Genomic DNA, 22,822 nt, shown 5'->3' with positions numbered 1-22,822 from the left:
ACGGGTGTGTTAGCTGAATAACAACAAGAAAAGACCGAATAAAATCGGTCTTTTTTTCTTGGGCAAATTTCAATGCTAAAATTTAACAGACTATTAAAATGAAAAGTGTTCTTCTTTTTACTAGATTTATTTTGAATTGAATAATTTATAATTACTTACTCACACTTCTCTTTTGTGTGTTTTACAATATATTATTTTATCTTGTTTTACTCTTGTTTTATCTTGTTTTCGGAGGCTGAAAATCCAGTTATATCAAGGGTTCATGGACTCTAACTATAACAAAAACGGTCCCAACTATAACAAAAAAAGTCTTTTGTTATAGTTGATTATTTGTCATAATTAGGGTAAGTGAAAGGAGAGGATATTTGTTGGACACAACAGATGTTGTTGAACCATATCCCACTAACCTTGTTACAAAGTCTAATATGCTTATTGAAGCTAATTATAAACTTGGCGTTGTGGAACAAAAAATTATTTTATGTTTGGCCAGCAATATAAGTCCTGACGATTCGGATTTTAAAACCTATACTTTACCCATCAAAGAGTTTATAAAATTGCTAGAGCTAAAAGGGAAATCTAAATATACAGAATTGAGACAGACTACAAAAGAACTAATGCAAAAAGTATTTGAAGTACGAGTTGATAAGAAGGTCATTCAAGTTTCTTGGTTAAGTTACGTTGCTTATAACGAGACAGAAGGAACAATAGATATAAGATTTGATCCCTTTTTGCGTCCGTATTTATTGGAATTAAAAAGAGAATTTACGAGTTATAAGCTTGAAAATGTCGTGAAATTAAAGAGCTCTTATGCTATTCGAATCTATGAACTTTTGAAGCAATATGAAAAGCTACAAGAGAGGACTTTTCTTTTAAAGAGTTTACGGGAAATGCTTGGAGCTGAAGATATATATCCGGCATACGGAAATTTTAAGCAAAGGGTGCTAGTACCAGCCCAGAAAGAGTTAAAGAAGAAAACGGATATCTCCTTTGAAATCGAAGAAGTGAAAAAGGGGCGTAAAGTGGAGAAAGTTAAATTCCTTATAACTTCTACAGGAAAGAAAAAATCTGGGCAATTGGAGCTTTTTCATGAAAATTTAGAGGAATTTAAGCGCCCCAATACCTTCTTAGAGACTGTGAAAAGGCTTGGTTTACAACTTGGAATACAATTGTCAGATAAAATGATTAATGATTGGGAAAAGTATGGACCAGGACATGTAATTGATTTGTTGGAGAAAATGCAGCATAGAAAAGATATAGAAAATCCAATTGGTTACATAATAAAGGTTTTAAATTCTTCTGAACATAATGAAGCTGCTGCAGCATTAGAAAAGGGGGATATTATAGCCCATTTGGTCTCTAAATTTAGAAGATCAAAAGAATCCTTGCCTGAATGGTTGATAAAACAAGAATCTATTAAAGAGATAGAAGAATGGATGGCAATAGACCATGAACAGGCCGTTCAACAATTTGATGAAATAAAATCAGGGTTGTATGAAATTCTTGGGATTAAGGAGTCAAAGAAGCTTTCAAAAGAGGAAAAGGAACGGATTAAAAGAGAAGTTGAAGAAATGATAAGGAATTCAAGCAAGTAAATATAACATTTTCGGTCCCTGGGGGTTGTTTGAAATTTCCTCGAACCCTACTTTTTCTATATGATCTATTCGCAGAGTTACTGCCACACTGGTTAAGAAAGAAGAAAAAGCAATGAGAGAAGGGAAATTAAGCGAAGAACAGAAAAGAGAAATAGAACAACAGCCTAAAGAGCTTATAAATAATAGTTCTGTTAAACGATAATGTTGATTTTTTAACAAAAGAGGCTCAGTACCAGCGTTCGTGTAATCAGGGGCAAGTAGAGATAACCACTCTATAACATCTCTACCTTGCTTTATTGGGGGATGGAAACGATTCGAAGAATGAGAGGTCACGGGGAAAATTTATATCTTCAACGGAGGAGAACTTGTGAAGCATAATCTGACAGAATATAATAATAGTTTTTATAAAGAGGAGTTAGAAGTAGGACGTTGGATGAATACGGACTTTGTTTTCATATCTAATACTACTAGATTGAGAGATGCGGCAGAAATTCTTGTGAAAAAGCAGTTAAACGAGATCTCCGTTGTAGATGAATATCAATGTTTTCTTGGTATGTTATCTTCATCTGTTGTTATGCAGGCTATATTAGAAAATAATTCTTTGGATGAGTTAGTTGAAACATATTATGACCGAACAATTAAACCATTTTCTTTTCATGAGACATTATCCGATATTTCTCCGTTAAAAAAGGTGAGTGTTCCAGTTGTTGATAATCATAATGTTTTGATTGGTATGTTAAGTCAAAATAATGTCTTAGAAGGTTTCTCTCAAGTCTATCATAAGATGAATTCTTTAGAGGATACTATAGAATGGTTTAATGTTTGTTTCGATAATATTTATGAAGGTATTATTGTTGTTGATGAAAACGGCTTTGTAAAAATGATTAATAAAGCGTACAGTAGTTATCTTGGAGTTGAACAAGATGCTGCAATTGGTCAGCATGTCATAAATGTAATCAACGGTACTCGCCTGCATATAGTTCTTCAAACAGGTATTCCTGAACGAAACCAAGTTCAATTTTTACAAGGACAAGAAGTAGTTGCGCATCGTATTCCCATATGGAGAAACGGTAATATCATTGGCGGGATTGGTATATTGGTTTTTCAAGGGGTTTCGGAACTATATAACATATTTGATAGAATTCAGGAATTATATGACGAGAAAAGTTTTCCATATATCAATATTCCACAATCGAAATCTAAAGGGAGTCCAATAACTTTCACAAAAATTATTGGTGATAGTGACAGTTTTGCTCATGCCAAAAATCTTGCTCGCCGTGCGGCGAAATCACCGGCATCTATACTGATAACTGGTGAAAGTGGTGTAGGAAAAGAAGTATTTACACAGGCAATTCATTCCTTAAGTAATTACAATGAAGGGCCATTTATTAGCGTTAACTGTGCTTCTATTCCTGAACATTTATTGGAATCTGAACTGTTTGGATACGAAGAAGGAGCTTTTACTGGGTCGAGGAAAAAGGGGAAATCCGGGAAATTTCTCTTAGCTAATAAAGGGACAATACTTTTAGATGAAATTGGTGAAATGCCCTTACATATGCAATCGAAAATATTACGTGTTTTGCAGGAAAGAGAAGTAGAACCAGTAGGAGGAACAAAGCCTATACCAATAGATTTTCGCCTTATTGCTGCGACAAATTGTTCCCTTGAAGACATGGTAAGAGAAGGAAAATTCCGTGAAGATCTTTATTATCGTTTGAACGTTATTCCTATTTATATCCCACCGCTACGGGAGAGAAAAGACGATATTCCTTTGCTTATTGGCTATCATATTAAATCTATTTGTAAAAAACATCAGATCCCATTAAAAGATATTAGCAAAGAAACAGTTTCTGCAATGATGGAGTATGAATGGCCGGGTAATGTGAGGGAGTTAGTAAATGTAATAGAGAGGCTTGTTACATTGGTAGAAGGACCTTGCATTTATTTAGATGATTTTCAACAATACTTTTTAACACTTAATACTAAAGTAAATAAAGTAAATATCGAATCGAAACATGATAGTATTAGTGATTTAGAAAATATTAAAAATATAGGATTGAATAAAGAAAGAGAATTGTTACTTCAAATTATTAAAGAGGAAAAAGGGAATAAAACACGTGCAGCTAAAAAATTGGGGATTTCGAGAGGTACTTTATACAATAAATTGAGGGAATTTAACATAGAAGTGTTCAAATGATTGAACAACTGTATAAAATATTGTTCGACTGTATAATGATTTATACAGTTTTTTTGTTTTTAATGTAAAATAATTGTTATTCTTCCTAAAAAATAGCATTGGCACGCAACTTGCATATTAAAAGGATGGAGAGTTCAAAAACACAATTGAATGGACAGAAGGGGGTTTGTCAGTGGTTGCAAGTTCAATAGGTTTAATTGCTAGTTTAATTTTATTAATTATCTTTACTATGCGAGGAACTAATATAATTATTGCTGCAATAATATGTTCGGTTGTCCTCTCAGTAACGAGTGGTTTGTCTTTAGAGAAAGCGCTTACGGAAAGTTATATGGGCGGATTCGTTGGATATTTTTCCTCATGGTTCTTAGTTTATTTATTAGGAGCTATCTTTGGAAAGGTAATGGAAGAAACAAAGGCTGCAGATGCGATCGCGGAATGGATAAAAGTCAAAGTAGGTGCTAAACGGGCTATATTTGCCGTTGTTGCTGCATGTGCTTTGATGACGTATGGGGGAGTTAGTATAGCAATTGTAGGATTTACTGTTTATCCAATTGCCGTATCTCTATTCAGAGTAGCCAATCTACCGCATCGGTTTATTCCAGGAGCCATTGTATTCGGATCTATTTCCTTTACGATGACTTCACCAGGATCACCAGAAGTTCAAAATCTTATTCCAATGGAGTTTTTCAATACTCAACCAACAGCTGGTGGTTTAATTGGGGTTTTAATTGGTATTTTTATCATGGTTACAGGTGGACTAGCACTTAAACATATGGTTCAAAAGGCAATAAAAAATGGCGAGTATTTCAGCTTACCGGGGTCTGAAAAAGGTGATGCTGCTTCGGCGGAAATTGCCGCAACTACTGACATAACGAAAGATGAGAAATTACCAAATGCCTTAATTGCTATATTACCTCTAGTTTCAGTCATTATTGTCTTAAATATTGTGTCAAAGTTTCTTCCTGCCACAAGTGCAGCGTTAGTGGCCTTATTTTTTGGAATCGTCATAGCATTAGTTCTAATGAATAAATACACCCGAGCATACGGTTCGATTTTTGGTAAAGGTAGTGAAAACGCTGTTATTGCAACTGTAAATATTTGTGCAGTAGTAGGATTTGGTGCGGTTGCAAAAGAGGCTCCAGCATTTGCTTCCATAGTAGATTTTCTTACGGGAATGCCTGGAATGGAGTATGCCGGTTTAGCAGCAGCTGTAACCATTATTGCGGGGATTACAGGTTCAGCATCAGGTGGACTTGGCATTGCGTTACCAATTTTAGCTCCTATTTATAATGCACAGGGGCTTGATCCTGGTGCCATGCACCGTATTTCTTCACTTGCTTCTGGTGGACTTGACTCGCTTCCGCATAATGGATACATTGTCACGACCATTAGAGCTGTATGTAATGAAACACATGAGCGAGCATATAAGTCAGTCTTCGTACTTAGTGTGGTTATTCCGATGATTGCATTAATCTTATCGGTCATATTATATACAATTTTTTATTAATACTATTTGCAGAATCTAAAGGGAGGGAATTTTATGAAAGAATTTCAAACAATCGCGTTTATCGGGTTAGGTAATATGGGGCTTCCTATGGCAACCAACCTTGTAAAGGAAGGATATACGGTATATGGAGTGGATGCCAATTCCGAGGCAGAACAAAAGTTTTTACAAGCTGGTGGAAAAATTGGTGTGGCTACTGAACTTTTGGCTAAGGAAGCAGATATTATTTTAACAAGTCTTCCTACGCCACAAGTAGTTGAGAAAGTGTATCTAAGCGAAGAGGGAATTATTCAAAATGCACATTCCTCTCTAACTATTATTGATTTTAGTACTATTTCTCCTCAGCTAAATGAAAAGATTTACACGATTGCGAAAGAAAAAGGGATTAATTATCTTGGAGCCCCAGTGAGTGGAAGTGTTTCTGGTGCAGTGAATGGTACACTTACGATTATGATAGGCGGGGAAAAACCTGTTTATGAGCAATCTCTTCCAGTATTAAAGGTGCTTGGGGAAAATATCTTCCACCTGGGGGAAAGTGCCGGTACAGGAACTGTTCTTAAACTATTAAATAATTTAATGATTGGCTTCTATACACAAGCTGTTGCAGAAACGGTTGTACTGGGAGAACAGATGGGTGTAAATGCAGACACAATTTATGATGTTTTAAGTGTTAGTTTTGGGCAAAGTCGAGTTTATGAAAGAAACTTTAAGGGGTATATTGCGCCAAATAACTTTAAGCCAGGCTTCTCTACTAACCTCTTATTAAAAGATTTAACGTTGGCTAAACAAATGGCGGATGAAATTGGTAGTCCATTGCCAATTGGAGATCAGTTAATTGATTTATATTCAAAGGCTGTAGAACAAGGATATGGCCCGCAAGATATGTCGTCAGTTTATTTAATGGTTAAAGAATTGGTAGAAAACGATAAACAAAATACGGTATCAATCTAAAATTAGGGGGAGTAAAAATATGACTACAACAAAAAACGACGTTAAAACATTAACACATTTTATTGGCGGTGAAATGAAACCTGGCAGAAGTGAACGTTTTGGAAATGTATATAGTCCTTCAACAGGTGAAGTAATTGGTCTATGCCCATATGCTTCAACGGAAGAAGTGAATGACGCTGTTGAAGTGGCGCATGCAGCGTTTAAAAAATGGAGTAAAATATCTGTTGGGAAGAGAGTAGAAGTTCTTCATCGTTTTAGAAGTCTATTAGTAGAAGAAATAGATGCACTAGCTACAATGATTGGGTTTGAAAGCGGCAAAACAATCTCTGATGCAAAAGGGGAAATTAGCCGAGGCATTGAATCCGTTGATTTAGCCATAAATGCCCCACATTTGTTAAAAGGGGAATATTCGGTTAATGTTGGCGGTGATATTAATTCTTTCTCAATGAAGCAACCTTTAGGTGTAGTAGCCGCGATTTCCCCATTTAACTTCCCGGTAATGGTACCGCTGGCGATGACTTCTATGGCGGTAGCTGTAGGAAATGCAGTGATTTTAAAACCTTCTGAAAAGGTTCCGAACTCTGCTTTATTCATCTCAGAGCTATGGAAAAAGGCTGGTTTGCCTGACGGCGTTTGGAGCATTATTAATGGCGATAAAGAAGCGGTGGACGCTCTGCTTAGAAATCAAAAAATTCACGCAGTATCTTTTGTAGGTTCTACTCGAGTGGCAGAATATGTGTATCATGAAGGAACTCGAAATAATAAACGTGTAGCTGCTTTCGGCGGTGGAAAGAATCATATGATTATTATGCCGGATGCTGATTTAGATCAAGCTGTTAATGCTTTCCTAGGTGCGGCATATGGATCTGCTTCCCAACGCTGTATGGCCATATCAGCAGCGATGCCGGTTGGAGAGAAAACAGCAGAAGCATTTGTAGAAAAATTAAAAGCTCGTGTACAAGCATTAAAAGTTGGCGCTTATACTGACGAGAATGCGGATTTTGGAGCAGTGATTAGTCAAGAGTCAAAGGATACGGTTCTTAAGTATATTAATGAAAGTCTTGAAGAAGGCGCACAATTAAGTGTTGATGGTCGTAATCCTGAAATTTGTGAAACAGGAAAAGGTTTTTATTTAGGAGCAACGCTTTTAGATCATGTTACTCCTGATATGCAAATTTATCGTGAGGAAGTGTTTGGGCCGGCGCGTATTGTAGTACGTGTGAAAAGCTTAGATCAAGCAATTGAGTTAATAAATAATCATGAATATGGTAATGGTGTCACGATTTTCACGAATAGTGGATCTGCAGCGAAAAAATTTAAAGAGGAGATTGAAGTTGGTATGGTCGGTGTAAATGTACCGATTCCAATCCCTGTTGGATATCATAACTTTGGAGGCTGGAAGCGTTCAAAATTCGGAGAAGGCCATATGTTTGGTCCAGATGCAGCTCGTTTCTTCACAAAAACTAAAACTGTGTCGGAAAAATGGCCTGAATCTACAGAAGATGAAAATACAACGACATTTGACTTCCCTAGCAATCAATAATTCAAAAGTTAAATTGGACTCACTTTTTGGTCCCGTTTCAGAACATGAGACGGGTAGCAGAAGCACATCGTTTTGTTGAGAGTAGACAAAGCACAGGAAAAGTTTTATTGGAAATTAACAAATGATTTGAGTAGGCACTTCTGGACATCGTTGTAGGAAAATAAATGATTCAGGATAATCGAGTAGTTGTATCTAGTGGGTGATTTGCTTAAATAAGGAAGCTGAAAGTTCTAGCTTCCTTATTTAAATTGGGGAAATATAACAGGATTCTTGGCTTATTCAGTCGAATATGTGCCTTATTCAAAGAACATGTGAAAAGGAGCGGGAGAAACGATGAAAACGCGAGTAACGGAGATTTTTGGAATTAAATATCCGATTATACAAGGAGGTCTTGCTTACCTCGCTTACGCTGAACTGGCGGCTGCTGTATCAAATGCGGGCGGACTCGGGCAAATTACCGCGGCAACGCTAGGTACACCAGAGAAACTCCGGGCAGAAATCCAGAAAGTTCGTACACTTACCGATAAGCCATTTGGTGTAAACTTTGCCATTGCAAAGCACGATAACGGTGGAAAATATCAAGAGTTACTTGAAGTTGCAATTGAGGAAAAGGTGCCGGCTATCTCTTTAACAGGAGCGAATCCGCAGTCTGTTTTTGAGCGAATTAAAGGAGAAAACATTCGAACGCTTGTACTTGTAGCTGGAGTTAGACAAGCACAAAAAGCTGAAGAATTAGGTGCTGATGCGGTGATGGCGGTTGGACAGGAAGGCGGAGGGCATTTAGGACGTGAGGATATTGGTACAATGGTGCTTATTCCTCGTGTCGTAGATTCTGTATCGATTCCTGTAATAGCCAGCGGAGGGATTGGCGACGGCCGAGGTTTATTGGCAGCTCTTTCACTTGGTGCAGAAGGAATTGAAATGGGAACTCGCTTTATTGCGACCCAAGAGTGCATTCACGCAAACGAAAAATATAAACAGGCAATCGTTCATGCAAAAGAGACGGATACAGTCGTAATTAAGAGAACATTAGGGGCACCGGGGCGAGTCCTGAAAAACGACTTTGCATTGAATATTATCGAACGTGAACAAGAAGGCGCAACCTACGAAGACTTGAAAGATGTGATCAGCGGTCAAGCAAATCTCGAATATATCTATGATGGGAATGAAGTAGAAGGTTTCGGATGGGCTGGGCAGGTAATCGGTCTTATCAACACGATTCCGACCGTGCAGGAGTTGTTTGATGAGATGATTCTAACGGCAGAAAAGGGGTTGAGCCGTATAGGTAATATTATCGGAGAGCAGGCCCATCGATAATTTTTTACTATATTTATTAACATTATTTGACTCGTAAATGGTTGCCGCGGCAACCATTTTTTTATTTTTGTTAAGTTTCTTCTGGTATGTGCGGAGTTTAAATGAATCGTCTTTTCCTCTGACATATGTTTTAACTAACTCTGTTTTTCGGCTTTCTTCCATGTAGGGATAAAGTACATAACCAACAGTACAACAACCAAAGAAATCACTACTATAGGGGGTATCGTCAAGAAAATGTGGATTTACAAAGTGAAGGAAATTTCAATAGTAGAAAGCCCAACTTCACTGAAAGTTAAATAGAGAAATTGAGCTTTTCCGTTACTTCATTAAAGCACCCGTTAGCTGAATAACTTTCTTTAAAATTATAATGGAATACAACCTTCTATTTTCATCAAAAGTAAATATCCAGTAAAAACTTGTAATTCAATAAACGTTTATATAAAGGGATTTTTCTAAAATAGAAACTACCTGAAATGGACATTATGTCGCATTGATAAAAAATATGTCGATTAGTATGATTAAAACTGGAGGTGCTTTTATGATAAAAGAAGAAAAATCTCTTTACGATGAACTACCGTGCCATATATTAGCTGGATTTTCTTATGGAATAAAGCAGAACATACAAAAAGGAATTTTATCTAATGCTATGTATCACGAAATTAAATTGATTGAACAGGCAGGCATTAAAAATGGTATCCCAATGAAATGCCTATATAGAAAAGCTTCATGTATAGTTGAAGCTGAAAAACTAAAGGAAACCAAACGTTCCTGCTTATTTCAGAAACGCACCCTTTAGCTTAATAACTTTCTCTAAATAAACGGTTTCCAATTAGGATCTTTTATATCTTCTTTATTTGGTTTTCTTACATATTTCAAACTACCTTTATCACAAGCACCAAATTTTATAAAATTTTGTTGTGCCTGTCTTAAGGAAACTTCATTTGCACCTCCTTCATAATCAGGGTCATCGAATTGAACTCCATCATCTTCCCAAAAACAAATTCCGCAAATAGCATATGTATCTGGTGGTTCTTCATCTAATGTTTTATAACCACAACAAGGGCAAGTATATTCCATGCATTCACCTCGGTATTTTTTATACATTTTACAATGTATTCTTCTTTAGCTTAACTGCACCGTTAGCATAATAAGCGACTGTTCTTATTGAACAATCGCACCCTTTTCTGGAATAAGAAAATTATCATAATTGCAACTATCAGTCCAAAGGGGGTGAGTATCCTTTGTGACATAATCTACCTTACTGGAAGCTAGAAATAAAGGGCGGCGACCTCTTAAAGAGCTGTACGAACCTGCGGTCTTACAGGGGATATTTTCCACACTCTTGGGTTACATTAATCTTTGAAGAAAGTAATTAGCAATCAATGGAAGGGGAAAAGCTAATGGAAAGAGGCAAAATTTCATCTCTTCAGATGGCTTTCATGATGTTCCCTACGATTGTGGCTACCGCTGCTCTCGGGGTGCCAAGCATCACAGCGAAATATGCCAAAAATGATTTGTGGCTGGCCCCCATTTTGGCATCCCTCATCGGGTTTGTGACAGTGTATATCGCTTATCAACTGCACAAACTGTATCCGAAAGAAACGGTTATCCAATTCAGTGAACGTATCATCGGCCGATTCGCGGGGAAAATTCTTGGTATTTTATTCTTGTTTTTTTATATCCAGGCCGGGGGACTCATTATTAGACAGTACGCGGAATTTATTGTCGACTCTTTTCTGGTCAATACTCCGATTAGCGTGATTATGGCATCGATGGTATTCCTCTGTGCCTTAATCGTACACGGAGGTTTAGAAGTATTGGGGAGAGCTGCCCAATTATTTCTCCCTGTTTTTATATTGCCGCCATTCTTCTTTATCATCTTTTCGGGAACTGATTTTGAATTTAGGAATATATTCCCGATATTGGGGGATGGGATGATGCCTCCAATCAAGGGTGCGGTGGTGCCAGGTGGATGGTTCACAGAGTTTTTTCTAATCACGTTTCTCCTGCCTTTTTTAGCGGATCAGAAAAAAGGCAGGAAATACGGAATGATGGCTGTTTTGGCTGTGATGATGTTGTTAGTTATGCTCAATCTTATCGTTCTTTTTGTACTTGGGCCAACGACACCTTCTCATACTTATCCCTTATTTACTGTAGCTCGATACATCAGCACGGCTGATTTTTTTGAACATTTAGAGTCTGGTATCATGGCTGTTTGGGTAGTAGGGGCGTTTGTCAAAATGTCTGTGTTTTATTATGTGACTGTTTTAGGTACCGCACAGTGGCTGAATCTTTCGGACTACCGACCTGTTGTATGGCCGGTAGGTATTCTGATATTAGAATTCAGCTTTTGGTCACTTCCTAATACAATGGGATTGCAACGTTATCTTGTCGGGACCTTTCCCCCATTCGCACTATTGATACAAACGATTATCCCTTTGTTTTTGTTGGTGATTGCTGTTGTTAGGAAAAGAAAACGTAAAAGAACCGAAATTATCTGAACTGCTACATAGATATCCAAACTTCTGTAAAGGCGTTGTTCAACAATATGGCCCGATTGTTGGGTAAGAAAGACTGGAAAATGACTTATCAAGAACCATCTATTTTTAAAAATAGATGTATATAAATCTTAAAAGCTGGCGAAGCTAATTATATATTCCCCCATTTGTTAAAAGAGCATCTGCTTTTCCCTTAGCAGATGCTCCTTTTTTGACGAGTTTCTTCTATAATATGTTTCTACTCTTTAAATCCCTCTCATACTCCTTCACCAACTTATAAAAAGTCGTCTTTTTAATCCCTAATTCCTCCATTGCTTTAACAGCTGTCATTTCACCATTTTTCCATCGGTGATAGACTTGTTTAAACTCTTCCGCCATTCAGGATAGAATTTGCAATACAAGGGGGAGCGTCAGGATTTTGACAATTTACAACGTTAAGCACTCATGAAAAATAAATATTGTTTTTCCGCAACGATAATATTTTAAAACGAGTCTTATTAGAAATTGAACAAGTGGAGCTTTAATTAAATAAGCAGTAAAAGCTCTTCAATGGAAGGGCCCTTTTTATTGCCGATAAATAAAACTTACGTAAAGCAATTTTGTATATAGTATTCATCTCTATCTATTAGAACTAATGATATAAATCGTAGCACAGTAGTACAATCATTTTTAATCTACTTACATACAGTAATAGAAGTAATAAGTGAGTAGGTGACCAATAGTGTCAGATCAAAAATGGAAAAAATCCTCACCTGCCTATGGCTATGTTACCCTCATAGGTTCCAAGCCCATCATGGTCCAGTCAGGTGAAAGTATAACATTTAATCAAAACGGTTCATTAAATAATATACAGTTTAGACCTCCTAGCGACACTTTAATAATTCGTAAATCAGGTGACTATAGGATTGAATATGTATTATTAATCGATGGTCCTGCTTCCTCTTCAACATATGGTTTGATTTTAAATGATTCTTTAGTACAGGGAAGGCTCACTAACTATGGTATACAAAGACTAGTGGATGGAGCGAGTCTGATGCTCATTGGACAAGCTATTATTCATATTCCAAAAAATTCAACATTGGAACTTAGAAATATCGGTCCATCTACGGATACCTTGTTACCAATCATAGGTGAACAAAAAATTAATGCTGCATCATTAACAATAGTGAAGCTGGATTAGCTAAATGCAGTAATTTCGATTTCTTCACTCGTTTGCGGATTGCGCCCTTTACGAGCTGCACGTTCACGTGTTTCAAACGTACCGAATCCAATTAATTAAATCGTTTCATCTTTAGCAAGTGTGTTAGAAATCGTTTCTAATAATGCATCAACTACTTTTGCAGCATCTTTCTGTGTCAGTTCAGATAGGGGTCCTGCCGACAAAACGCGGATATTATACGACGGGTGTGTTAGCTGAATAACAACACGAAAAGACCGGATAAAATCGGTCTTTTTTTCTTGGGCAACTTTCAATAATAAAGTTCAATTGAGGGGCCACTATAGAGGAATTGTCAAGGAAATGCGAAATTTCATGCACCGCTTACACTTCGATTACTTTTATGTAAGTATGTACCATTATCATTCATTCAGCGTAGATTCCTCACTAAGTAAACACAGTAGCAAAACCACTCTGGTAGTTGAAAAACTTTTGAGTATAATAGCTATTAAGAAAAAGCATATATAAACACAAATAGGCCCTAGTCATCAATTGACTGGGCATCTAATAGGAAAAATATTAACTCTATTTCAGTTTCAATTAATAACCCCTACCATTGCAATCACCACAAGTCACCGTTGTTCCACCCCATCCAACATCCACAGTGATTACGCCTTCACCATCACATTTTGGACAGTTTTCTGCTGCCATTTAGCAACCTCCTTGTTTTTCCTTTTTATACCATTTATATTATTCTCTGATATATTGTCATATTCCTTTTATTTACCAAACCATTGAGCAAAACAAATACATCTAATTATTAAATTTCCAGCCTCTTTTTTTCTATTATTATAGCAAAAATAGTTCGTTAAAGTATCGATAAAAAGTGAACGTTCGTAAAGTTTTTTTAGACTTTTGCGGAAATGCAAAAGAGGAGTTCTAAATCAGAAAACAACCTGTTCGTAAATGTGTACTTTTTTGAACTAAAAAAGACCGTCTATTGACAGTCCTGTTCTTGAATTAAAGCACCCGTTCACTGTTTAAGATGGTTTTGGCTGAAATAACTGAACCATTATTTATAGTTATATTAGATCCTTTCTGTAAAAGCCCAAGGCTTCCATCTTCATTAAAATGTGTTATCGAGCCACCAAGCATGATTTTGTCATTAAATCTTAATTTCTTTTGAGATTCCTCAAGAGATTTTATCTTTTCTCTTAATGATTTTAAATCACCCTCTTGAATTTCTTTCTTTTCATAAACTGCCTCTAGCTCATTTTTTAGTCCCTCTAACTCATTATTTAAATCAGATATGATCTTTTCTTTCTTACTCCTGTCTTCTTGAAGCTCTTGTAAATTCTTTTTGGTTTCTCGAATTGAGTTTACCATTTCATCAGCATTACCAGCTAAACGGTTTAGAACAAGCAATTGTTTTGTTAATAAAACATTATCCAAATGATATGGGTATCGAAGTTGATGGTCAACCTCACTCCATCCCTCTTCAAAAATCGTTCTTACTTGAATTTCTGCAATGATCATTTCTTTTGTAATTTGACTTTCAATTAGATAATGCCATGAACGATACCCCGCTCGATGGTCTTCAACATCAAAACGTTCGCTAAGTTCCTGTTTTTCTTGATCTGTATAATCCCCTTTCCTTGAATAAATTTTTGCTTGCTCATGTAGATTCCAAGTAGCTCTAATTTTTTCATCAATATTTAATGCTTGTTCTTTATATAAATGTAATACTCTTATTCCGAGCAAATCAGTTATCTTTGTTCGATAATTCTCTACTGTTACTTTATATTCAGAATCTTCTTCATCCATTTTTTTATCTATTGTTTTCCTTATTATCTTTTCAATTAAATGCTCAGGATCTTTTACCCTTGTCCTTACTGAATGTACATCTGGGTGGTCTTGAAGTATTGTTAACAACGGAGAAGTGGCAGCTTTTAATGTTGGAATAAACTTCAAATAATTTTCTGCAATTTGAATTAGCTCCGACCAAATAAGTCCAACTTCATTAAATTCATCTTCACTAATATTATATTTCTTGAAAAATTGTTGTTGTTGCTTCTCAAAAGACATATAGCATTCCCCACTTTAAAATTAATATAGGATTAGTTCAATCTACCATTCGAGGATAACTTTTCAATTACCGCAAATTCAATTATTACCTTTGTTGAAACAATTATCAATATTGAAAAATTTATTTTAAAAGATAAAAAGAAATTATCTATTACAAACATAAATTGCCTTATAGAACGGTTTTGGCTGCCTTCAGTGCAGCCTTTTAGCCTTGAGGCTAATTGTTTTTAAAACGTAAAAAAATATAAAAAAAGAGTGGGAATAACCCACCCTTTCTGAGTCTTAGAAGGATTGTTAAAGATATAGCAACTTATTTTTATTTTAGAAACTTTTAACTGATTGATTTTTGTACTCAAAAAAGCCCTAAATATTAGGGCTTTTCCTCTTGATTAATATCCTTAATCCACTTAGATAACACTTTCAACGTTTCAAAATTATGATTTTCCTTTTCATTCGTTTGATATGTTTTTAATGAGGATGATACTATTCTAATCAATTGTTCAGCTTTATCTTTTCCATCAGGTAATTGATAAATAATTTTCCTTATTGTATCTCTCCAAAAACTAAGCTCCTTTCGATAATCATATAATTTAGCTTGAAGAAGAATATTACGTTTCTGAGCATCTATTGATACTTTATCTATTCGCTTTTGTTGAATATCTATTTCTTTTTTTCGATCTTCCATTGCTTGTTTGTACTTATTAACCTCTTCTTGAAGTTCTTCTCTCTTCCTCTCTATTCTTTCTATGTCTCTATTAACTTCCTCTAGCTTTCTCGTTGACTCAGCTGCCCTTTTATCCTCATTTTTCTTAAAAATATATACAGCAAGCCCCGCAACTAAAGCGTATATTAACGCATTAAGCACAAGAGACCTAAGTTCCCCTTTTATAGGGTTTTCCATATCTGCTGAATACTCTACATCAATCTCATTCTTTTTATCATTAACAACTATCTCTTTAGTACTTATCTTTTCATCAGTAACTAAAATCAACTCAACATTATTATCTGACGAAATTCTCTCTATTTCTAAAACCGAACCATTAGCTGTACCAATATTATTCTTGATAATTTCAATTTTGATTGGTTTATTAGATTTAATTTGTTCCGTTCGCATTGTAATAGGAATACTTACCCTTAAATCATCAACATCCTCAAACGCATTTATATTAACAGAAGTAAAAAATTGATTATCTTCAACTTTAATAGAATTACCAATTGTTACTGTTGTATTACTTCCACTCAAAATTGAACCTATTAAACTAACAACAAATATAATAACCCCATATATTGCCGAAGATACTACACTTTCCCACACTCTATCCATCATTTAATTTTCCCCTTATTTTTATATATTTTTTAAAATAGATATTCTAATTTTAACATCACAACAAACCTTACATTTATATACATTTTTAAAATTTTGAGAAGAAATAAGATTTATATTGGCTTAAAGAGCTGTTCCAAAACTTATACTTTTGTGAATAGGGTAATTAGCGAACACTTATAATCATTCTTTAACTTGCATATTTCATTACGTATATAATGTTGGAGATTCGTTTTCACCCACTTAATAAAACAAAAAAAGACAGTGGGGCGGACTGTCTTTTTTGTACGTTCTCTTAGAACGTCAAGGAGGGTAGGGTACTCATGGTGTTTAACGAGTTCCCTATATATTTATGCTTGTCCGAAGATTTTGGCACTAGCTTTATCAAAATAAAAAAGGGCATCGTGAGGTAAGCGAAACAGCTTACCTTTTTTGTAGCACAGGGTAAATATATGCGAATAAAAGGAGAGGACGAGAAGTATGTTAAAAAGGCGTTAAAACTGTATGTTGAAAGAGGAGGGAAAATAATATGCCACTGAAACTTTATAAACGACGCTATGAGGATATTATCCACTCTGATTTAATAGACAGACAAAAGGACTTGAAGCTGATACAACTAATGATGGATATGGAGAGTGCTTTCTCTATACCGATGATAAAAAATGAAGCATGGAATGAAAGAAATAAAGATGTAATTCAATTTTTTCAACAGGTATCAAATAGCAGGAGGTTATGAGGTAGGCTTAACAGCTTTCTTCTTTTTTATAATAACTTTTCAATTTATGAATTCCATTCATAATTAAGTATTTAAGTTTTATTGGAGCTTTCAACCTTCACTCGTGACCCGTAGTATTTTGGTTTAGGATAGGCTTTCTTATAGCCGGAGGGCGTCTTGTTTGAGCGAGCGGAGAAAGGTAATCCCCCCTTGTTTTGAGGTGCGAGGCTGGTTCTTTAAAACGTCTCCTTATTTATCGAAAAAGCACACTAAGGGCGAAAGATAGAACGGTTTGGCAGGTATAATGGACAGACCAAGCCGAGTTAACTTCATTCCCGTTTTGAGTATGCTCGGCTTGGTAACAAGACTCTACCTGCCAAAATCCTTTAGTCAAGGAGAAAAGGGTGGAGATTTTTTGAGTGCCCTTCTCAAAAAATACTACCCGAACCTTGACTAGAGGATAGTGTACATATAGAAGCTTCTCCGTGACTAGAGCGCGGGGCTCTGGAGACCGCGCCGGATGCGACAGCAGAAGGCTGGTGTCGAAGGAGACACGTGCGGCTGCTGCGCGGGATCTTCTTCGAGTGAGCGGAGAATGCTCCCACGAAGAAACCTTCTAAACAAGAAAAAAAGAAAACAACTTTTCTTTGTAAGAAGAAAGGTTGTTTTCCTCCTTGCTGTTGCTTCCATGTAGCGATGTGGAGCGAGACTTCTATGAGAGATCTTCGGAATGGCTGCAGGATGAGTATGCTTGCAAGAATTGCTTCCTCGACTAGAGCGCGGGGCTCCGGAGACCGTGCCGGATGCGATAGCAGGAGGCCGATGTCGAAGGAGACGCGTGCGGCTGCTGCGTGGAGATCTCCTTTGATTGAGCGGGGAATGCTTCTACGAAGAAACCTTCTAAACAAGAAAAGAAGAAAACAACTTTTCTTGTTTAAAAGAAAGATTGTTTTCTTCTTTGTTGTTGCCTCCATGTAGCAATGCAGAGCACGACTTCTGTATGGAGTAATTTTTTAAAATCTGCTATAGCAAAATTCAACGTTACTTATAATAAGGTTCATTTCGATTAACTCTAAATATGTCTTATTTCTTCTCTTCCAAATACCTCTCCAAAGCTTCTTCAATCAAAATATAAATCTTCTTGTCTTGAACAAGTGCTTGCATCTTTAGTTGTTTGTGCAGGTCTGTGCGTAAATCGAAGGAGACGCGTTTTCTTTCTATATTGTTTTCTTCTTTTATTGTTTTCTTTATTTCTTCTTTAGTTGATTCGTTGTTTTCTTCGTTTGAAGAAATATTTATTTCTTGGTTAGTTGTTTCTTCTTCTCCGATGATTTCAGCTAGGGCTTGGGTTGGTGTGACAACCTTTCTTTGACGCTTCATGTTTTTGATATCATTGACCTTTGACACGTTCAATCAACTCCTTGTAGAAATTTCTGTACTGATCTAGAGCTTGTCTGATTTCTGGATTTTCGTTAAATCCGTATAGAGCAAGTCTGCCAGTCGGTGCTTTGCGAGTAATGATTGTTTGAAAGACTTCTTTAGGGTAGTCTTCTTCAATCATCTCGTTAAACGCTTTTGCATCGCTGCGGCGCACGTCGTTCATTGTTCGTAAGATACCGAGCACTTGTGTGTCTTTGTTACCGAAAGTGCGAGCTCCTTCTATAGAATCCATAAAGTTCGGAATCGCTGAGTAGCACCAGTTTGAGCATTCAAACATCACAACTACATATTCGCTAGCACATAAGGCATTTGTTGTTTGCTCGCTTAATGATGGCGGAGTATCGATTAGTATAAAATCGTATTTATCTTTTACAGGCTCAAGTATTTGATCCAGGATTAAGCTTGGATTACCTTGAAACGGTAGGTTTTCTCCTTGATATGTTTTTCCGGTGTAAATCCAGCGCGGGAATGTGGCTAAAAAGTTGTTTGCAGGTAGAAGGTCCAAATTGTCGTTAATTGAAACGATATATTCCTCCACATTATCTTGCTGCATTGCCTCTAGCACCGATCTTCCCATAAACTCATTAGACGGTGTTTCAGATAGTAGTTCAGTTAAGTTACCTTGAGAGTCCATGTCTATAGCTAATACGCGGTATCCGTCTTCTTTTAATAGGTAAGATAGAATCCCTGTTGTTGTGGATTTTCCGCAGCCACCCTTTTGAATCCCCATTGTAATAGTGATTGCTGACAAGATTCGCACCTTCCTTTCTTCTAAACTTCATTTCTTCTTTTATTTTTTTCTTCTTTTCTTCATTTCTATATTAGTTGAAAAGTTCCTTCTTGTTAAGAGATTTAATTTTTCTGGACGGATATGTACGTTTGAAACGTTGGTATAGGTAATGTGGATTTGAGGAGGGGATGGTACTGTTGTTTAAAAATGTAAGGCGTGTTATTCCGTTAAACGGTCAGATTGTTGAGCAACTTCTAAAAAGAAAATTAGATTTTTTCCTAAATTTTTAAGGGATTGTGAAATTATATACTTAAAGTAAACCTGCCTTAGTTAAAAAAGACGATATAATAGGTTTTATAGTGTAGTGTTTGTATGCGTAAAAGGAGGTTTGTTCTAGTGAATATTTTAATTTTAGGTGGAACTGGACGAGTTGGAGGGCAAATAGTTACTTATGCACTTCATGACAGACATCATGTTACTGTACTAGTACGCACTCCAGAGAAGGTTCAAATAAATAATGAAAATTTAACTATTATTCATGGTAGTGTTTTAAATAAAGATGATATCGTACGTGCAATGCATGGAATTGATGTCGTTATTAGTGCACTCAATACAGATGGGGCAACCACTCTATCAGAAAGTATGCCGTTTATTATCGAGGCAATGGAAAACGAAGGTATACAACGAATTATCACTATAGGAACTGCTGGAATCCTGCAAAGTAGAATTACCCCAAATTTATTGCGTTATCAATCAAGTGAATCAAAGCGCAAGTCAGTCCGTGCAGCGGAAGAACATCATAAAGTCTACGATATGCTTAAACAATCAAAACTCGAATGGACGATTGTCTGTCCTACATATTTGCCGGATGGAGAAAGGTTAGGTATATATCGAATAGACCGTAATTTTTTGCCGGAGGGTGGTATTAGAATTTCAGTGCCAGATACAGCAGAATTTACATTTAACCAAATAAAAAGTAGCGATTATATAAATACACGTGTAGGTATCGCCTACTAATAATATTCTCCTACACTACTTACTTATTGGACTAACCCAATAGTTGTATAAGAAAAGGAGTTGCTGCAACAGCCCCCTCTCTTCAACTAAATGGTAGCTTAGTGTAAGAAGAAATAATTAATTTTATGATTGAGATCATATTTTAGTTATTCAATTATAGGGCGCTATCCTTGAATTGGTATGCTCCCCTTATAGTAGACACGTTTTAAAAAGCGCATTAATCTGTCTATTATTAAGGGGGGATTTTTTTATGGAGAAAAAAGCAGAGGATTTATTTCATCAAAAGAAGAATTATGCAGCTGTTTCTAGAGAATTAAACACTCATCGAAAAAACATACAACGATGGGTTAAACAGTTTAGTGAAGATGGTATGCAATTAATAAAAAAACTTAATAAGTGATAAGGTAGGTAACATCTTTTTTAGGATATGGACCCAAAAAATAGTTTTTATTCAATTTTAATTCGGTATGAATATTAGTAAATCGCACTCTTGTCCCTTACTTCTATTAATCTTAGTTCATATAATAAATAGAACTTTTAATAATAACAAGAGGGGTTAGATTGATGGTTTATTTAAAATTGAAATGTTTAGGTGTCTATAATGATGGACGATAAAATGAAGGGAAAATTAGGTTATAACTTAAAACCAGGGGATAAACATTATCGTGCATTCGTAGGACCACCCAATAGATTTGATGTTATTGCAGCTATGCAGTTTAATTTATTAACTTTTTTAGGCTTAAGGGAACACCATTTTCTTTTGGATATTGGTTGTGGTTCTTTACGAGCAGGAAGGCTTTTTATCCCTTATTTACTTCCGGGCGGCTATTTTGGTGTTGAACCTGAGCGATGGTTGGTTGAGGAAGGAATCGAAAATGAGCTTGGAAAAGATTTAATAACTATAAAAAAACCTCAAATAGCATATAATTCTGAATTTAATTTCAAAAATTTCAAAACACAATTTGATTTTGTTATTGCACAGTCAATTTTTTCTCATGCAAGTTCAGAACAGATTAAATTATGTCTTCTAGAGGCTTCTAGTTGCTTAAAACCCGAAGGCATTTTTGTTGCTACTTTTAATAAAGGAAATCAAGATTACAAAGGTTCAAAATGGGTCTACCCAGACTCTGTAAAATATACTGAAAAGACGATGAAGTTTTTTGCAAACCAAGCAAATCTAGGTTTTAAAATCATTGATTGGCCTCATCCAACCGGACAAACGTGGGCTATTTTTTGTCATCAACAATATTTAAGTAAAATTAGTGATCCGACTTATTTATTTTGTAAATAAATGCATAGCATTTTCATGTTCGCTAATACTCGGAATAAACACTAAAAATCAATGTTTATAATACTTATTACGTGATTTAGTTTCATTGCTACACAGACCCGAATTGCTATTTAATATAGAGTGAGAAGGGACGAGTTTTTAAAAGTAGATTAAACCCTTGAAATGAACAGTTTGTCTAATGACTTAATTTTTGCCTTCATTACAAGCAGCATAAAAGGATCTTCAAACGAAGATCCTTTTTCAATACCGATAACATCGCTTATGTTGACTAGGTTTGTATAGGATATACATAGATTATTTAGCGGATATTACCGGCTAAGGACATTTAACCTTTCCTTTGACAAATTCCGATTTTTAATAGGATATTGAAACGGATAGTAACAATGCAAAATAATGTTGGGTGGGAAATAGTGGAAGTACAAACTTTTGTCCAAGATTCTGCAAAATTACTAACATATCATTTCATAAGGTAATTTTTAAAAATTTTATGAGGTGATTTATATGGTTAACTATAACCGACCTTTTCAGGGGTGTTGCCCACTCACACCTATCCCAAAACCTATAAAACAATTCCCCCCTAAAGGCCCCCGAGGACCTAGAGGCCCCCAAGGAGCTACTGGCCCTCAAGGACCTCCTGGACCCCAAGGGCCTCCAATTTCAGGTCCAATCCCTACAACTAATTTATTGTACTTTACTTTTTCTGACGGTCAAAAACTTATATATACAAATTCTGATGGCGTAGCGGAATTAGGAACAACTCAGATATTATCACCAAGCGAAGTTTCCTATATAAATTTGTTTATTAATGGTATTCTCCAATCTCAAAATAATTATAAAGTTGAAGAAGGAAAATTGACGTTAGATGAAGCTCCTTCGGAAGGTGTACCAATCACTCTTCAGTTTATAATTATTAATCAATAAATGTATTCATACTGGAGTTGATCCCTTTAACCAAGAGACAACTCCAGTAATTTTGCTATTATAGAAATACTTCTTGATATATATAATCAAAAAAGGATTGATTTTCTTGTAGGAATTCTAAAAAATGACTAGTTGACTACAATTTCAACAGTAACTGGAGTCGCAGGATCAAGTGTATCGCCATCTGGAAGGTTTAAAGTAGTTGTAGTAATAGTTGAGACATCAGCTGTTTGAATGAACCCATTCAAATATAAAACATAATAGGTGGGTACTGGAAAAGCTGTTGCAGCTGCACCAGTGTCATCGGTAAAAGTTGTTGCTGCAATTGCAAATGTAGCACCAGTTCCTGTACCAGCTCCTATTGTAGAAGTAAACTTTCTGGAAGCCATAAAGGGTCTAGTAATTGGCATTTATATTCACTCCTTTTTTTAGTTTACGAAGTTTGTGCAAGGATACTAAGCAAGTGTGCTTGTCCACTCCGGTATTATATTTTATTGGAAATTTCCATATTTTGATACGGCTAAAACCTAGCGTATAAGGG

General features: G+C 35.9%; 22 protein-coding genes and 1 pseudogene. 15 read left to right on the top strand and 8 right to left on the bottom strand.

Going from position 1 to position 22,822, the window contains the following annotated elements; genetic code table 11:
• Positions 1-425: 425 nt before the first annotated feature.
• The 7 genes from V7068_RS12335 to V7068_RS12305 all read left to right on the top strand — a co-directional run bounded on the left by V7068_RS12335 (position 426) and on the right by V7068_RS12305 (position 9,900).
• Entirely contained in the window at positions 426-1,592 is a 1,167-nt protein-coding gene (locus V7068_RS12335; protein ID WP_499713043.1) for a replication initiation protein, read from the top strand.
• Between the two features lie 367 nt (positions 1,593-1,959).
• On the top strand, positions 1,960-3,789 hold the full coding sequence (locus V7068_RS12330) for a sigma 54-interacting transcriptional regulator (RefSeq protein ID WP_499713042.1): 1,830 nt from the start codon (positions 1,960-1,962) through the stop codon (positions 3,787-3,789).
• Between the two features lie 172 nt (positions 3,790-3,961).
• Complete coding sequence (locus tag V7068_RS12325; protein ID WP_499713041.1) at positions 3,962-5,296, top strand: GntP family permease; 1,335 nt, start codon at positions 3,962-3,964, stop codon at positions 5,294-5,296.
• Between the two features lie 33 nt (positions 5,297-5,329).
• Positions 5,330-6,244, top strand: a complete 915-nt coding sequence (locus V7068_RS12320) for an NAD(P)-dependent oxidoreductase (protein WP_499713040.1) — start codon at positions 5,330-5,332, stop codon at positions 6,242-6,244.
• A gap of 19 nt (positions 6,245-6,263) precedes the next feature.
• Entirely contained in the window at positions 6,264-7,787 is a 1,524-nt protein-coding gene (locus tag V7068_RS12315) for a CoA-acylating methylmalonate-semialdehyde dehydrogenase (protein WP_499713039.1), read from the top strand.
• A gap of 333 nt (positions 7,788-8,120) precedes the next feature.
• Entirely contained in the window at positions 8,121-9,104 is a 984-nt protein-coding gene (locus tag V7068_RS12310) for an NAD(P)H-dependent flavin oxidoreductase (protein ID WP_499713038.1), read from the top strand.
• Between the two features lie 538 nt (positions 9,105-9,642).
• A complete protein-coding gene (locus V7068_RS12305; protein WP_499713037.1) occupies positions 9,643-9,900 on the top strand; it encodes a hypothetical protein in 258 nt (85 codons plus the stop codon).
• Positions 9,901-9,914: 14 nt separating this feature from the next.
• Here the strand turns inward: V7068_RS12305 and V7068_RS12300 are convergent, their stop codons facing one another.
• Positions 9,915-10,181, bottom strand: a complete 267-nt coding sequence (locus V7068_RS12300; RefSeq protein WP_499713036.1) for a CPCC family cysteine-rich protein — start codon at positions 10,179-10,181, stop codon at positions 9,915-9,917.
• A 323-nt stretch (positions 10,182-10,504) separates the two neighbouring features.
• Between V7068_RS12300 and V7068_RS12295 the strand changes: the two genes are divergently transcribed.
• On the top strand, positions 10,505-11,605 hold the full coding sequence (locus tag V7068_RS12295) for a GerAB/ArcD/ProY family transporter (protein WP_499713035.1): 1,101 nt from the start codon (positions 10,505-10,507) through the stop codon (positions 11,603-11,605).
• Positions 11,606-12,323: 718 nt separating this feature from the next.
• The gene (locus V7068_RS12290) at positions 12,324-12,782 is read left to right on the top strand and encodes a BclA C-terminal domain-containing protein (protein ID WP_499713034.1); all 459 of its coding nucleotides are present in this window, start codon (positions 12,324-12,326) and stop codon (positions 12,780-12,782) included.
• On the opposite strand, the pseudogene V7068_RS12285 reads toward V7068_RS12290, so the two are convergent.
• The 4 genes and pseudogenes from V7068_RS12285 to V7068_RS12270 all read right to left on the bottom strand — a co-directional run.
• Positions 12,779-12,874, bottom strand: a pseudogene (locus V7068_RS12285) (HU family DNA-binding protein); the annotation flags it as partial. The gene V7068_RS12290 and the pseudogene V7068_RS12285 sit on opposite strands and share 4 nt — an antisense overlap.
• A gap of 3 nt (positions 12,875-12,877) precedes the next feature.
• Complete coding sequence (locus tag V7068_RS12280; RefSeq protein ID WP_499713033.1) at positions 12,878-13,075, bottom strand: hypothetical protein; 198 nt, start codon at positions 13,073-13,075, stop codon at positions 12,878-12,880.
• Positions 13,076-13,778: 703 nt separating this feature from the next.
• Complete coding sequence (locus V7068_RS12275) at positions 13,779-14,843, bottom strand: RelA/SpoT-related domain-containing protein (protein WP_499713032.1); 1,065 nt, start codon at positions 14,841-14,843, stop codon at positions 13,779-13,781.
• A gap of 370 nt (positions 14,844-15,213) precedes the next feature.
• On the bottom strand, positions 15,214-16,170 hold the full coding sequence (locus V7068_RS12270; protein WP_499713031.1) for a hypothetical protein: 957 nt from the start codon (positions 16,168-16,170) through the stop codon (positions 15,214-15,216).
• Positions 16,171-16,696: 526 nt separating this feature from the next.
• Here V7068_RS12270 and V7068_RS12265 point away from each other — a divergent pair.
• Together V7068_RS12265 and V7068_RS12260 are read left to right on the top strand one after the other, a co-directional pair.
• A complete protein-coding gene (locus V7068_RS12265) occupies positions 16,697-16,903 on the top strand; it encodes a hypothetical protein (RefSeq protein ID WP_499713030.1) in 207 nt (68 codons plus the stop codon).
• 693 nt (positions 16,904-17,596) lie between these two features.
• Positions 17,597-17,860 carry a hypothetical protein gene (locus V7068_RS12260; RefSeq protein WP_499713029.1) on the top strand — a complete coding sequence of 88 codons (264 nt, stop codon included), beginning with the start codon at positions 17,597-17,599 and terminating at the stop codon, positions 17,858-17,860.
• Positions 17,861-17,965: 105 nt separating this feature from the next.
• Here V7068_RS12260 and V7068_RS12255 read toward each other — a convergent pair whose 3' ends face one another.
• Positions 17,966-18,289: a hypothetical protein gene (locus V7068_RS12255; protein WP_499713028.1), complete on the bottom strand. Its 324-nt coding sequence runs from the start codon at positions 18,287-18,289 to the stop codon at positions 17,966-17,968.
• Entirely contained in the window at positions 18,273-19,052 is a 780-nt protein-coding gene (locus V7068_RS12250) for a ParA family protein (protein ID WP_375351352.1), read from the bottom strand. The genes V7068_RS12255 and V7068_RS12250 overlap by 17 nt, the downstream gene beginning before the upstream one ends.
• A 396-nt stretch (positions 19,053-19,448) precedes the next feature.
• Between V7068_RS12250 and V7068_RS12245 the strand changes: the two genes are divergently transcribed.
• From V7068_RS12245 to V7068_RS12230, 4 genes are all read left to right on the top strand, one after another.
• Positions 19,449-20,069, top strand: coding sequence for an NAD(P)-dependent oxidoreductase (locus tag V7068_RS12245; RefSeq protein ID WP_499713027.1), 621 nt, complete (start codon positions 19,449-19,451; stop codon positions 20,067-20,069).
• A 250-nt stretch (positions 20,070-20,319) separates the two neighbouring features.
• The gene (locus tag V7068_RS12240; RefSeq protein WP_499713026.1) at positions 20,320-20,469 is read left to right on the top strand and encodes a terminase gpP N-terminus-related DNA-binding protein; all 150 of its coding nucleotides are present in this window, start codon (positions 20,320-20,322) and stop codon (positions 20,467-20,469) included.
• 201 nt (positions 20,470-20,670) lie between these two features.
• The gene (locus V7068_RS12235) at positions 20,671-21,360 is read left to right on the top strand and encodes a class I SAM-dependent methyltransferase (RefSeq protein WP_499713025.1); all 690 of its coding nucleotides are present in this window, start codon (positions 20,671-20,673) and stop codon (positions 21,358-21,360) included.
• 501 nt (positions 21,361-21,861) lie between these two features.
• Entirely contained in the window at positions 21,862-22,281 is a 420-nt protein-coding gene (locus tag V7068_RS12230) for a DUF4183 domain-containing protein (RefSeq protein ID WP_499713024.1), read from the top strand.
• A gap of 128 nt (positions 22,282-22,409) precedes the next feature.
• On the opposite strand, the gene V7068_RS12225 is transcribed toward V7068_RS12230, so the two are convergent.
• On the bottom strand, positions 22,410-22,691 hold the full coding sequence (locus V7068_RS12225; protein WP_499713023.1) for a DUF4183 domain-containing protein: 282 nt from the start codon (positions 22,689-22,691) through the stop codon (positions 22,410-22,412).
• Positions 22,692-22,822 lie beyond the last annotated feature (131 nt).

Source organism: Bacillus sp. JJ634, assembly GCF_036962285.1.
Classification (GTDB): Bacteria; Bacillota; Bacilli; order Bacillales; family DSM-1321; genus Peribacillus; species Peribacillus asahii_A.
Note: the sequence above shows the minus strand (reverse complement) of the source record. Positions and strands in the feature narration are given on the sequence as shown.

Coding starts and splice junctions, on each gene's coding strand:
- V7068_RS12320 (WP_499713040.1), top strand. CDS start 5,330: ATGAAAGAATTTCAAACAATCGCGTTTATCGGGTTAGGTAATATGGGG.
- V7068_RS12230 (WP_499713024.1), top strand. CDS start 21,862: ATGGTTAACTATAACCGACCTTTTCAGGGGTGTTGCCCACTCACACCT.
- V7068_RS12260 (WP_499713029.1), top strand. CDS start 17,597: ATGAGAGATCTTCGGAATGGCTGCAGGATGAGTATGCTTGCAAGAATT.
- V7068_RS12275 (WP_499713032.1), bottom strand. CDS start 14,843: ATGTCTTTTGAGAAGCAACAACAACAATTTTTCAAGAAATATAATATT.
- V7068_RS12225 (WP_499713023.1), bottom strand. CDS start 22,691: ATGCCAATTACTAGACCCTTTATGGCTTCCAGAAAGTTTACTTCTACA.
- V7068_RS12300 (WP_499713036.1), bottom strand. CDS start 10,181: ATGGAATATACTTGCCCTTGTTGTGGTTATAAAACATTAGATGAAGAA.
- V7068_RS12250 (WP_375351352.1), bottom strand. CDS start 19,052: ATGGGGATTCAAAAGGGTGGCTGCGGAAAATCCACAACAACAGGGATT.
- V7068_RS12270 (WP_499713031.1), bottom strand. CDS start 16,170: ATGATGGATAGAGTGTGGGAAAGTGTAGTATCTTCGGCAATATATGGG.
- V7068_RS12265 (WP_499713030.1), top strand. CDS start 16,697: ATGCCACTGAAACTTTATAAACGACGCTATGAGGATATTATCCACTCT.
- V7068_RS12335 (WP_499713043.1), top strand. CDS start 426: ATGCTTATTGAAGCTAATTATAAACTTGGCGTTGTGGAACAAAAAATT.
- V7068_RS12295 (WP_499713035.1), top strand. CDS start 10,505: ATGGAAAGAGGCAAAATTTCATCTCTTCAGATGGCTTTCATGATGTTC.
- V7068_RS12315 (WP_499713039.1), top strand. CDS start 6,264: ATGACTACAACAAAAAACGACGTTAAAACATTAACACATTTTATTGGC.
- V7068_RS12310 (WP_499713038.1), top strand. CDS start 8,121: ATGAAAACGCGAGTAACGGAGATTTTTGGAATTAAATATCCGATTATA.
- V7068_RS12305 (WP_499713037.1), top strand. CDS start 9,643: ATGATAAAAGAAGAAAAATCTCTTTACGATGAACTACCGTGCCATATA.
- V7068_RS12240 (WP_499713026.1), top strand. CDS start 20,320: ATGGAGAAAAAAGCAGAGGATTTATTTCATCAAAAGAAGAATTATGCA.
- V7068_RS12235 (WP_499713025.1), top strand. CDS start 20,671: ATGATGGACGATAAAATGAAGGGAAAATTAGGTTATAACTTAAAACCA.